This window comes from Clostridium sp. YIM B02500, from assembly GCF_022324665.1.
GTDB lineage: Bacteria > Bacillota > Clostridia > Clostridiales > Clostridiaceae > Clostridium > Clostridium beijerinckii.
This window is the reverse complement of record NZ_JAKGTE010000034.1, coordinates 44,203-56,425: the sequence shown is the minus strand read 5'-3', so window position 1 is coordinate 56,425 and position 12,223 is coordinate 44,203. Positions and strand designations below refer to the sequence as shown.

General features: G+C 29.9%; 11 protein-coding genes, 1 pseudogene and 1 riboswitch. Of the genes and pseudogenes, 2 read left to right on the top strand and 10 right to left on the bottom strand.

Translation table 11 applies throughout. From position 1 onward, the window contains the following. Window positions 1-267: 267 nt before the first annotated feature. From L1S46_RS21810 to L1S46_RS21780, 7 genes and pseudogenes are all read right to left on the bottom strand, one after another. Entirely contained in the window at window positions 268-1,662 is a 1,395-nt protein-coding gene (locus L1S46_RS21810; RefSeq protein ID WP_026887433.1) for an FAD-dependent protein, read from the bottom strand. Window positions 1,663-1,688: 26 nt separating this feature from the next. After that, a riboswitch (purine riboswitch) is annotated at window positions 1,689-1,793 on the bottom strand. A 247-nt stretch (window positions 1,794-2,040) separates the two neighbouring features. Continuing rightward, window positions 2,041-2,652, bottom strand: coding sequence for an ECF transporter S component (locus L1S46_RS21805; RefSeq protein ID WP_238900933.1), 612 nt, complete (start codon window positions 2,650-2,652; stop codon window positions 2,041-2,043). A gap of 230 nt (window positions 2,653-2,882) precedes the next feature. After that, window positions 2,883-4,283 (bottom strand): hypothetical protein, encoded by a 1,401-nt coding sequence (locus tag L1S46_RS21800; protein WP_238900932.1) that lies wholly within the window; start codon window positions 4,281-4,283, stop codon window positions 2,883-2,885. A 127-nt stretch (window positions 4,284-4,410) separates the two neighbouring features. Further along, window positions 4,411-4,692, bottom strand: coding sequence for a SoxR reducing system RseC family protein (locus tag L1S46_RS21795; protein WP_012058138.1), 282 nt, complete (start codon window positions 4,690-4,692; stop codon window positions 4,411-4,413). A 240-nt stretch (window positions 4,693-4,932) separates the two neighbouring features. Next, window positions 4,933-5,115, bottom strand: a pseudogene (locus L1S46_RS21790) (DsrE/DsrF/DrsH-like family protein); the annotation flags it as partial. Between the two features lie 122 nt (window positions 5,116-5,237). Continuing rightward, a complete protein-coding gene (locus tag L1S46_RS21785; RefSeq protein ID WP_012058137.1) occupies window positions 5,238-5,393 on the bottom strand; it encodes a zinc-ribbon domain-containing protein in 156 nt (51 codons plus the stop codon). Window positions 5,394-5,536: 143 nt separating this feature from the next. After that, the gene (locus tag L1S46_RS21780; protein ID WP_012058136.1) at window positions 5,537-6,034 is read right to left on the bottom strand and encodes a CarD family transcriptional regulator; all 498 of its coding nucleotides are present in this window, start codon (window positions 6,032-6,034) and stop codon (window positions 5,537-5,539) included. A gap of 503 nt (window positions 6,035-6,537) precedes the next feature. Between L1S46_RS21780 and fba the strand changes: the two genes are divergently transcribed. Continuing rightward, complete coding sequence (fba, locus tag L1S46_RS21775) at window positions 6,538-7,404, top strand: class II fructose-1,6-bisphosphate aldolase (protein ID WP_012058135.1); 867 nt, start codon at window positions 6,538-6,540, stop codon at window positions 7,402-7,404. Window positions 7,405-7,484: 80 nt separating this feature from the next. Here the strand turns inward: fba and L1S46_RS21770 are convergent, their stop codons facing one another. Continuing rightward, window positions 7,485-7,841 (bottom strand): hypothetical protein, encoded by a 357-nt coding sequence (locus L1S46_RS21770; protein WP_065418015.1) that lies wholly within the window; start codon window positions 7,839-7,841, stop codon window positions 7,485-7,487. A 247-nt stretch (window positions 7,842-8,088) separates the two neighbouring features. Between L1S46_RS21770 and L1S46_RS21765 the strand changes: the two genes are divergently transcribed. Then, window positions 8,089-9,438 (top strand): [Fe-Fe] hydrogenase large subunit C-terminal domain-containing protein, encoded by a 1,350-nt coding sequence (locus L1S46_RS21765; RefSeq protein WP_012058133.1) that lies wholly within the window; start codon window positions 8,089-8,091, stop codon window positions 9,436-9,438. A gap of 137 nt (window positions 9,439-9,575) precedes the next feature. Here L1S46_RS21765 and L1S46_RS21760 read toward each other — a convergent pair whose 3' ends face one another. Together L1S46_RS21760 and L1S46_RS21755 are read right to left on the bottom strand one after the other, a co-directional pair. Then, window positions 9,576-11,609, bottom strand: a complete 2,034-nt coding sequence (locus tag L1S46_RS21760) for a penicillin-binding transpeptidase domain-containing protein (protein ID WP_238900931.1) — start codon at window positions 11,607-11,609, stop codon at window positions 9,576-9,578. Window positions 11,610-11,786: 177 nt separating this feature from the next. After that, window positions 11,787-12,164 (bottom strand): VOC family protein, encoded by a 378-nt coding sequence (locus L1S46_RS21755; RefSeq protein ID WP_012058131.1) that lies wholly within the window; start codon window positions 12,162-12,164, stop codon window positions 11,787-11,789. Between the last annotated feature and the right edge of the window lie 59 nt (window positions 12,165-12,223).

The window sequence follows — 12,223 nt, the reverse complement described above, 5'->3', positions numbered from 1 at the left end:
AACATGGTTAAATCATTAGTTTATGCTAGAAATTACTATTCATAAGTTTAATTCTTGAATTGGATATCTATATTTCTTTATACAATTTATAATCTTAACTTTAGGTTATTACTAATAACACATCATTTAAATTAATATATCTTTTATAAAAAACAGCATCCCTCATAATTTTCATAAAAAATTATGTAGAATACTGTTTAATGGATGTTATCATCCCCTGTATTTATGAATACTTGATATTAATACAACTTAGTATTTTCAATATTTTTAAAGTTTTCTACCCATTATCACACCCATGGCTGATGCCATCATAAGTCCCCTAGTCCAGCCACTTGAGTCACCTAAACAATGTAAGCCTTTTATATTAGTTTCGAAATTTTTATCTAAATCAATTCTATTACTGTAGAATTTTATTTCTGGACCATATAATAATGTTTCTCTACTTGCAAATCCTGGGACTACTGTATCCATAGCTTGTATAAAGTTTAGAATATTTGTCATAGTTCTATATGGCATAGCTGATGTTAAGTCTCCTGCTTCTGCATCTGGTAATGTATGTCTAACGTTTGATTCATACAATTCCTTTTCCCAAGTTCTCTTACCATCTAATATATCGCCATATCTTTGAACTAATATTTTTCCATTCCCCAACATATTAACAAGTTCTGCAACCTTCTGCCCATATTCAATTGGTTCATTGAAAGGAGCCGAAAAATTATGTGAACTTAAAATTGCTAAGTTTGTATTATCAGATTTCTTATCTTTATAAGAGTGACCATTAACTATTGCTAAATTATTATCATAATTCTCTTGACTTACAAAACCGCCTGGATTTTGGCAGAAAGTCCTAACTTTATCTTTAAATGGCGCTGGATGCCCTATAAGTTTAGATTCGTAAAGTACATTATTTACACTTTCCATTACTTCATTTCTGAGCTCAACTCTAACACCTATATCAACTGGTCCTGCACTATGATTTATCTTGTGCTCAATACACATGTCTTTTAACCAATCAGCACCTTTTCTACCTGTTGCTACAACTACTTTATCTGAAAACATTTCTTCATCATTACTTCTAGTTAATGAATCTGTTATTAATACCCCAGATACTTCATTGTTTCTTATCAAAAGATTTTTAACTGTTGTATCAAATTTAATTTCAACGCCAGCATTTAATAGATGTTTTTGAATCTTCAAATATATCTCTTGAGCTTTTTCAGTTCCTAAGTGTCTTATTGGACAATCTACTAATTTTAATCCACCTTGTATTGCTTTTCTTCTTATTTCTTTAACTGCTTCATTATTTCCTACACCTTCAACTTTAGTATCTGCTCCAAAGTCCAAATAAATTGAATCTGTATAATCTATGTATTCTTGTATCAAATCAGCTCCTGCAAGTTCAGGTAGATCTCCACCTACTTCATAGCTTAAAGATAGCTTTCCGTCTGAAAACGCTCCTGCGCCAGAAAATCCAGTAGTAATATGACAATAAGGTTTGCATGATACACACTTTTTAGTTTTATCTTTTGGACAATGTCTCTTGTCAATACTCTTTCCTGATTCAACTAAAAGGATTTTGGATTGAGGTTTTTGTTTCTTTAGTTCATATGCAGTAAATATTCCTGCTGGACCAGCACCTACTATTATTACATCATAATTCATTCTTATCTCTCCTTGACATTAAATATAATTTTTAAGTAGACACTTATAGTCCTATAGCAATTTACGGTAGCTTGGTAGAAACATCCGACCCTTATTATCAGATTTATATAAGTGAATATTATTAACTTTTTTTCAAAAATAGTTCTTATTACTAGGTAATTTTAGCTTATATATCAATAAAAATCAATAACAAATTATTTTTTTCTTCTTTTTTTTCTTACAAACACGAACATTAACGTAAACACAAAGAATAAAGCTCTCATCTATATAATTGTATTCCCTTATAAAAATTAAAATTTATTGTATTTCAAATTGATAAAAACCACCAAAATCATAAATTGTGATTTTAATGGTTTCTTACATACAAAAATAAAGTTATTATTTTAATATAGATTTTCTTTCTCCAACTGGCAATAATAATCCAGACTTTGATAAAACAGGTCTTATAGCATTATAAATAATACTTACTAATATTACTGATACTACTGCATTAACAAAGGTTGCAAATACACTTATTTTTGCTAAAACTGCTGCCATTTGCTGTGGCTGCCCAAGAATATATTGTTTATAAAAGTATCCAGCTATTGGATCAAAAACAACATTAAAAGCTAATCCTCCAATTGCAGCAATAATAGTCCATTTAGCTATATACTTTTTATCGCTACTTTCATCTATTTTTGCATATTTATGAGCAATTAAACCAGTTATCAAGCCAATACATAACTTTAAAATAAAAGTTTTAGGTGCTCCAATTGCATATGTTGGATCTAGTAGATCTGATATTGTCATGCCTATAGCCCCTGACAATCCGCCATACCATCCTCCTAAAAGTAATGCTGCTAGTACACAAAATGCATTTCCAATGTGAAGCGAAACCGCATCCTCACCAACAGGTATTTTTATCGAAAGAAAAGTAAATGATACAAAGCATAATGCCGCAAGGACACCTGTCTGAATTACTTTTACAATTCTTGAATTCTTATTTTCCATATAATAGTCCCCCTTATTGTATTATTCTATCTTCATAGGAAAATGTTGTGATTATTATAACACTACAAGAGTTCTCTAGCAATTGTATGGGTTCATTTATATTTCACATTGCATCTTTTATTATATGAAAAATAAAGGCTCCCCTAAATCATAAATTAGCGGAGTCTTATAATCAGAATTCTTTATTTTAATTACAATATATTTATTGAATTTAGCTTACTTCTCAATTGTTAAATAATAAATATTGCAACTATTGTTGTAATGATTAATCCTATAACAACCGGTTTGAGGTTCTTTTTAGCTAATTCAAATGCATCTACACCGCAAATCGCTGCTACTGGTATTAGTGCCCATGGGATTACGGTTCCTCCACCTACCCATATTCCTGCAATTTGTCCTAAAGCTGTTAACGTTGCTACACCACCACCCAAAGCAGTTGAGAATATTTTTGAAATGGATCCTACCAAAGATATTCCTGAAAAACCTGATCCATCTAATCCTGTAATTGCTCCAACTACTGTAAGTGTACCGGCGGAAATAGTTGAGTTTATCGGAACATTATTTGCAAGTGCAGCACCCAAGTCATTAACTATTCCGTTTGAGCCTTCGGGAAGTATCTTTCCAAATATATCAGTAAACGCCGAGTCACCTAAATAAAAAAATGCAGCTATTGGTATAACAACTCCAAATATTTTGAAACCAAACTGGAGCCCTTTAACAAGATTATCAGTAATTTTATCTAGGGATTTTTCTTTATAAGCTAGTATTGAAATTAAACTTAGGATAAATATGGCAGTTCCTCCAATGAGCGCTGTTGCATCACCACCTTGTAATTTAGCAATATACATTATAAAAATATCTAATGCAAATAGTACAAGAATTAATAACGCTAAAAACCTTCTTATTTTTTTTGAAGAAATAAGCATTGAAGAACTTGAAATTGATGTTGAACTTTCTATTTCCTCATATTCACTAGGCAGCTCTCCTGATTTAATCTCCTTTCTAAGGAAATAAAATGCAGCCACAGTTGTAACTATTCCCATTGTTAGTTCAAGTGGAATACTCGCAGATATAACCTCAGAAACCGGTATACTTGCTGCATCGGCAGTAAGTTTTGGTGCTGCCTGAATTATATAATCGCTTGACAAAGCTATACCATGTCCAAATAAATTCATTGAAATAGCTACTCCCATAGCTGGAAGTCCAGCTTTCTTAGCAATAGGTAGAAACAATGCCCCTATAAGTGCAACTGCTGGAGATGGCCAGAAAAACCACGATAAAACCATCATAAAAATTCCAATTACCCAATAAGCAATCCAATAATTTTTAATCACTTTTCTAAAAGGAGACACCATCTCATCATTTATTCCAGAGTCCATTAATGTATTACTCATTGCTGTTATTATTGATATTATAAAAATTGTTGGCATCAATTCCTTTGCTGCATAAACAAAACTATTAAATACTCCCATTACAGATTTATAAATTGATTCTGTTCCTGCCAATCCCAGAATAAAAATGCCTAGTATACATAAAAGAGAGATATCTTTCTTCTTCACCATAGCCAATATAATTATAATGATAAAAATAAGATAAATATAGTGAAGCGGTGTTAATACTAAGTTAATCATATATTTCTCCTATAAAAGTTCTTATACTTATAAATTATGTGGGAAATATATGCTTAGTTACTATATATTAAACAATTGTCAACAAATATTTTTTATTTAGCAATTCCTTATTATTTCTATCAGTTATTTATAAATCATCCCAATAAATCTTCTCTGACTTTTCATCTGCTTTTGAATGTTTATCAAACACTTTGACTATTATGGCTGATAACAAAAAGCCAATTACTCCACCTACGATTTGAAAAGTTCTATTAGAAGCCACCTGCATATTTTCACCTATTATTCCGCCTATAAAAGCTCCTATAAATACCAGCATTATTGGCAAAATGAAAATCATGAACGCAGCTAGTATCATACTTGTATTTTTCTTTTTTGTCTTTAAATTTGAGCCATTTTCTAAATCTCTCATAAAATCCCTCGCTTTCATATTAATATGTTTATATAAACGTTTATTAACTTTTTTTACCTGCATGATAATATTTTCAAATTAAAATATATCCCATTCTAATTATATATTTTAATCCCAATACTTGTCTTCTATAATTTCATATTATCACCAATCATTGTAAAAACAAACAATAAAAAATAGACTTGGTGAAATTATTAATTACCAAGTCTATGAAATATTTATATTACAAACAATTATTAATTAAATAAACAAGTTTAGTCCAGAACCTTCTGTTGATCCTAAATATGAAGCAACTCCACCAATTTCAACCCCATCAATAAATTCTTCTTTTTTAATCCCCATTAACTCCATGCTCATAGAACACGCTCCCACCTTAACTCCCATATCTATAGCATTTCTTATTAATGTTTCTAATCTATCAACTTAAAACGCCAAAACTATCTAGGCAACCTTTTTTAAGTTATCCATAAATTTTATTGGAATATAAATTTCTAAAGAATAAAAAAGAGTTGTAAGAAAATCTTACAACTCTTAATAAAATAATATTATCTTCTATTATTTTGTTCCTTCTTAATTCTTCTGCAAGATATACATCTTGTAGGTTCATTAGTAAATCCCTTTTCTTGGTAGAATTCTTGTTCCCCTACAGTGAAAACAAATTCTTCTCCACAATCTCTGCATACTAAAGTCTTATCTGTCATATAAAGTTCCTCCTTTAACTAAAGATTAATATATTGATTCATATAATTCTCTAAAGGAGAAATTTACATATCTATAAAAAACCTTTTATTTCATTTACAATATTCATTATAACATACTTCAGTAAAATAGCAAACTTTTTAACTTAACTTTTTAAATTCATTGAGATATCCAATAACTCAGAAGCCTCATCACTTGTTAAACATTTTGCTTGAGCAATCTCTTCTACTACAATTTTCTTTATATGATTTAGCATTTGTTTTTCACTTGAATTTAAACTATGCCATCTTTTCAATTGTGTTAAATCAAAGATAACTTCAATAAATTCATCAAATGTGCCTGATTTCATTTTTATTTTACTTATATTCCTTCTTTCTTTATAATTAATTTTAGAAAATTTTTCTGCTTCTGTCATAAATCTATCCAAATGTTTTAAACTATTCTCTAATGTTTTAATATCGCTCACTAACCTTATATTGAATGTATTTGCTGCACTAATAGGTAAAGTTAATTTCATGGTATTATTAATTAAGTGTATTATATAACATTTTATTTTCTCACCTTTGAGTTCCTTTTCTTCAATAACATCAATTATTCCTATTCCTTGACTTGGGTATACAACCTTATCTCCTATGTTAAACAAAAAATGACCTCCTCACATGTAATAGAATTAATAAAACTAAATTATATAAAATTTTAATATTGTAATTATCTAGATAATACATATAAAATTAAGCGCTCTAAAAGTTCATTTTAAAATGCCTACTCATCTTATGACTATTGTAGTTATAAAAAGTTTTTACTTTCTAGTATGGTACTTATTTCAAAATATAAATCTAACTTTTAGCATTTTTTATCCGTACCATCATTTCTCTACATAAGTCCTTTTTTAATTAAATTCTACATATTACCACTCTTTCATAAAATAAGATTTTTATTATCTAAATATATATTATGTAAATTTCGTATAAAGATACATATGTTTTATTAAAAGAAGCAGATTTTTCAATTTATTGTTTTCATATAGTTAATTTTAGAGTATAATAAGTTTGAAAAAGGAAAAACTGATGTGTAAAGTACATAAATCATTTTTCCTAAGCTATTATAGTTATTATAATAAATATACAAGTATACGGAGGTCGTAAAATGTTAACATCAGCTAAAGAAATGTTAAACAAAGCTAGACAAGGAAAATATGCAGTTGGTCAATTCAACATCAACAACTTAGAATGGACTAAAGCTGTATTATTAACTGCACAAGAAAATAATTCACCAGTTATCTTAGGTGTATCTGAAGGTGCTGGAAAATATATGACAGGATATAAGACTGTATCTGCAATGGTTAAAGCAATGATCGAAGAATTAAACATTACTGTACCAGTTGCTTTACACTTAGATCACGGCAGCTATGAAGGTGCAAAAAAATGTATCGAAGCTGGATTCTCATCAATCATGTTTGATGGATCTCATTATCCAATAGCTGAAAATATAGAAAAGACTAAAGAATTAGTTGCTATAACTAATGAAAAAGGACTTTCTTTAGAAGCAGAAGTTGGTTCAATTGGTGGAGAAGAAGACGGAGTTATAGGTAAAGGTGAAGTTGCTGATGCAAATGAGTGTAAGCAAATAGCTGAATTAGGAGTTACTATGTTAGCTGCTGGTATTGGAAACATTCATGGAAAATACCCTGCAAACTGGGCTGGATTAGATTTTGAAGCATTAGCTAAAATTGAAGAAGCTGTTGGAACTTCTATGCCATTAGTATTACATGGTGGTACTGGAATTCCTGAAGATATGATAAAGAAAGCTATATCTCTTGGAGTAGCTAAGATCAATGTTAATACTGAATGCCAATTATCATTCCAAGAAGCTACTAGAAAATATATTGAAGCTGGAAAAGATTTAGAAGGAAAAGGATTTGACCCAAGAAAGTTATTAAATCCTGGATTCGAAGCTATCAAAGCTACAGTTAAAGAAAAAATGGAATTATTCGGTTCAGTAAACAGAGCTTAATTTCATTGAATATAAGGAGCACTATATTTAGTGCTCCTTTTTATTTTAAATTAGTATTTCAATCAAATTCCTCTCTGGATCTAAAACAGTGCCTTTATAAATATGTTTTCTAGTATTGATATTGAATCTATAATTACTTTTTCTCTTTTTTTAATATAAAAATTGTCATGTGTGTTTTCAAGTATCCTATTATAGTCATTATCAACTATAAACTTACTTAAAATCTCAATTCTATCATTTCTATTCAATTTATATTTATCCAAAATTCCTACAATATCTCCTATTTCACTATTAAAACTTTTAAGATTAGAACCTCTTTTGATATTTGCTAACCTCGAAATGCAACCTGTATCATTAATAATTTCAATGTTTGATAACCCCTCAATTTTATTTTTCCTTGCCCCATCTTTTAAAATATTTAATATATAAATAAACATTTTTACATCTCCCCAATAAGAATAAAACTCAAATTTAATTATACGTTTACATTGAATAAAATTCAAGATTAATATAAAATTTATTAGCTGTATTTTAAATATTACTTCTACATCTATATTTGTTTTTCCTTCCATTTTCTTATTTTTTTCTATTTTAATTTAACTTATGCTGAATTTTAGTATTAATATATGCAAATAAATATATAATAATATATAATAGATATTTTTGCAATTTGGAGGTGTCTTAATGAATAATAAATATAATGATTTATTCGATGAGTTAGTTAAATCATATTACAATGGTAATTTTGATGAAACTCTTAAACGTATTATGGTGTGTCACAAAAAGTCTCCACAAGAAACTTTTGAGATTATTAGATCGTTGTGTGGAGTTGATATGGAGTTCGATAATAATTATGTATATAATCTAAAAAAAGCAATTACAGAATATACAGTTAATACAAGATTAATTGAAAAACTTAAGGGCTGTGATGAATCATGTCCTAGAAATGAAGACGGTAAATTTAGCTGTCAGGTTGCTTGTCCTTTTGATGCCATTCTTTATGATGAAGAAGAAAGATCAACATACATAGATAACGATAAATGTCTAAATTGTGGTGTATGCGTGGATTCATGTAAGCATGGATTAATATTAGATAAAGTTTATTTTCTTCCCGTTTTAGATTTAATGCAGAACAATAAAAAAGTCTTTGCTGCAGTTGCTCCTGCTATTAGCGGGCAATTTGGTACTGAGGTCACTATGGATCAAATCAGGGCTGCTCTTATAAAAATAGGTTTTACTGATATGATCGAAGTTGCCTTTGCAGCAGACGTATTAACAATAAAAGAAGCTGTTGAATTTGATAAACATGTGAATGGGCCTAAAGACTTGATGATTACTTCATGCTGCTGCCCTATTTGGATAGGAATGCTTAGAAAAGTTTACAAGGAACTTGTTCCTGATTTATCCCCATCGGTTTCACCTATGGTTGCTGCTGCACGAATGATAAAAAGTCTTGATTCCGATGCAAAAGTAGTTTTTATAGGTCCATGTATTGCAAAAAAAGCTGAAGCTAAAGATAAGGATTTAAACGATGCAGTAGATTTTGTATTAACATTTCAAGAGCTTGACGAAGTATTCAGAACTTTAGACATAAAGCCTGGTGATTTGGATGGTGTACCATCTGTTGAGTACGCTTCTAGAGGCGGAAGATTATACGCCCGCAGTGGTGGCGTTTCAATTGCTGTATCAGAAACAGTTGAAGAACTTTTCCCTGAAAAGCACAAGTATTTTAAAGCTGCAAAAGCCTCTGGAGTAAAAGATTGCAAAGAACTTCTTGAAAACGCTCTAAATAGAAATGTTGATGCAAACTTCTTAGAAGGAATGGGATGCGTTGGCGGATGTGTTGGTGGTCCTAAAGCAATAATTCCTACAGAACAAGGTAAAGAATCAGCCGATAAATTTGCTTATGATTCACCTATAAAGGTTCCAGTTCATAGTAAAGTACTTGATGAGGTATTAAATAAACTTGGTATAAATTCAATAGATGACTTTCATGATCATGAAAAAGTAAGTATTTTTGAACGTGAGTTTTAACCTAATTTTATTTTGACTTCTTAATCCATAATTTCATCTGAATGCTAATTAACATAAATATTTATAGTATATTTTACCAAAAAATGGCTGTATAAATCTACAGCCATTTCATATATGAATTGCAATTGTTAATCTTACTAATTTACAGTTTCCAGAGCCTTTTTTACTTTAGGAACTACATAGTGGCTACTACCTCTATCTTTAACATCTTCAATCATCATTACTACCAATAGATTATTGGGAGATTTATTAGTGGTCATCCCAACGAACCATCCTAATTCTGTACCATTATTATCATCCTGAGATGCTTTTATCTCCGCTGTTCCTGTCTTTCCAGCTATAGTTAACCCACTAGTATAAGCTCCATGACCTGTCCCACCTGAATTTTCTACTACTTGTATCAAATCTTGAAGTACCGTATTAGCTGAGTCTTTTGACACAACATTAGCTTTCCATACTTTGTTATCTGAATTATCCTTTTTCACAAGATATGGTGTTAATATATTTCCTTCATTTTGAAACATAGTGTAAAGCGCTGCTAGATGCACAGGATTTACCAAAACTTCACCTTGACCATACCCACTGTCTGCTAGTTGTACCTCAGATTTAAAATCCTTATCACTTGAATATTGTGAATTATATAATGGATATTCAAATGGAATTTTATCAACAAATCCAAAGCTATTTAACTTATCTCTAAGTATATCCTTTCCAATATCTAACGCTGCCTGAGCAAAGTAGATATTATCAGAATAAACAAGTGCATTCGATAGATTTGACGGTCCTTTATAATCGCTTACTCTTGTAACTGAGTAATTTCCCCAACTGCTATCCTTCTTCCAGCTAAGGCCAGTTATATTTTTATTTGCATTGGGATCTATCTTTTTTGTATCTAAACCAATAACCGCAGTAATTGGCTTAAAGGAAGATCCAGGCACTAATGTTGCCTGAAATCTATTATACATAGGTTTTTTAGGATCATTATTCAAACTATTCCACTCATCACCTGACATGCCCAAAACAAAATCATTTGGATTAAATGCTGGTGTACTAACCAAAGCTAAAACCTCTCCTGTATTAGGATTCATAGCAACTGAAGTTCCTTTATCACTACCAAGCTGACTATATAATAAGCTTTGTAGATTGCTATCAATTGTTAATTTTAAATCCGCACCGTTTTTAACATCTTTTGTTATAATTGATTTTTTCTTTTCGCCCTGAATACTTTGAATATATATTTCAGCACCATCAATTCCTCTTAATGTATCTTCGTATGTTTTTTCAAGCCCTGATTTACCAATTATAGAATTTTCAGTATACTCCTCATCTTTATGTTTATCCAATTCATCAGCATTTATAGCTTGCACATATCCAGTTAGATGTGCTGCCTGCTCTCCTAGAGAATAAACTCTTGCATCTTTATCATTAATTTTAACTCCTGGAATTTTAAGAAGGCTCGGAATTCTTTCATCTCCATATGGTATTGTCTTCACTGGGATAAACATATCTGGTTTAACATATGATGCATTTAGTTGACTGTTTATATAATCAACAGTTATCCCTAATACTTTTGAAATTTCATCAATTGATTTATCTTTGTTTTCACCTAAGTTTCCTGGAACAATTCCAACGTTAGATGAAAAAGAATCTGTTGCCAGTTTAACTCCATTTCTATCTAATACGTCTCCTCTTTTAGATTTTATTATTTTAACTCTTATTTTGTCGCTATCAGCTAAGTCCGGGAATATTGCTTGAGAATTCCACATTAAAGCATAATCCTTTCCAATCTTCCTACTCATAGTTGCACTATTTGAAAATTCTAATTTTCCACATATAGTATCCATGCTGGTTTCATAATCTACGGTAGCTTTATCACCATCTTTTTTTACATTTTTTACATGGATTTCAATATTACTAGCACCAATACCTTCATAAATATTTTTGTTTCTTGTAATAAAATCATCTTTGGACATCTTTTGTATAATTTCACCATCTGCCAAATCATACATTTTTTCATATTCTTTTGAATTTAATAAGCTAAAGTACTCCAGTAATTTATTTTCCGGTTTGTGTGTCTTATTGTAAAAAAAGAAAGCAGCTAAACTAATAATAAATGGGATTACTACTATTCCTGCGCCAATTAATATATAAATATTTTTCTTTTTATCCATAAAATCCAACCTTCTCTATCTTAAATCTATCAGTAAATTATACCATATAAATGTATATCTTTACATCTCGAATTCCACGTTATTAAAATATAAAGAGAGACTACTTTTATATTTTCGCAATCTCTCTTAATCTAATATATATTTATATAATTCACTTATTTTTCAAGCATAAAAGTATTATCTTCGTATAACTTCTACTTTATATCCATCTGGATCAGTCACAAAATAATATCCTGGTTTTTCTCCTGGTAATCCTTTCAAAGGCGTAACTTCGTATCCTAGTTCTATATGTTTTTCTCTCATTTCTTCTAAGTTTTCAACACCTATTGCAGTATGGCTGAATCCATTTCCTAAATCGTATTTTTCAACACCATAATTATAGGTAAGTTCAATTTCATATCCCCCCATCTCATTTGACAAATAAACAAGGGTGAATTTATGTTCTGGGAAATCTTTTCTTCTAGTCTCTATAAGACCTAGTGCATCTCTATAAAACTTTAAAGATTCCTCTAAATTTTTAACTCTAATACAAGTATGCAACATTTTTACTGACATTTCGGTTCCTCCTTAATTTAAATAATTTTATAATTTATTTGCATTAATAGTATATATTT

Bases quoted from the DNA above. Each gene is read 5' to 3' on its own strand.
- L1S46_RS21770 (WP_065418015.1), bottom strand. From the start codon at position 7,841: ATGTTTATTTATATATTAAATATTTTAAAAGATGGGGCAAGGAAAAAT.
- L1S46_RS21800 (WP_238900932.1), bottom strand. From the start codon at position 4,283: ATGATTAACTTAGTATTAACACCGCTTCACTATATTTATCTTATTTTT.
- L1S46_RS21795 (WP_012058138.1), bottom strand. From the start codon at position 4,692: ATGAGAGATTTAGAAAATGGCTCAAATTTAAAGACAAAAAAGAAAAAT.
- L1S46_RS21765 (WP_012058133.1), top strand. From the start codon at position 8,089: ATGAATAATAAATATAATGATTTATTCGATGAGTTAGTTAAATCATAT.
- L1S46_RS21755 (WP_012058131.1), bottom strand. From the start codon at position 12,164: ATGTCAGTAAAAATGTTGCATACTTGTATTAGAGTTAAAAATTTAGAG.
- fba (WP_012058135.1), top strand. From the start codon at position 6,538: ATGTTAACATCAGCTAAAGAAATGTTAAACAAAGCTAGACAAGGAAAA.
- L1S46_RS21760 (WP_238900931.1), bottom strand. From the start codon at position 11,609: ATGGATAAAAAGAAAAATATTTATATATTAATTGGCGCAGGAATAGTA.
- L1S46_RS21805 (WP_238900933.1), bottom strand. From the start codon at position 2,652: ATGGAAAATAAGAATTCAAGAATTGTAAAAGTAATTCAGACAGGTGTC.
- L1S46_RS21785 (WP_012058137.1), bottom strand. From the start codon at position 5,393: ATGACAGATAAGACTTTAGTATGCAGAGATTGTGGAGAAGAATTTGTT.
- L1S46_RS21810 (WP_026887433.1), bottom strand. From the start codon at position 1,662: ATGAATTATGATGTAATAATAGTAGGTGCTGGTCCAGCAGGAATATTT.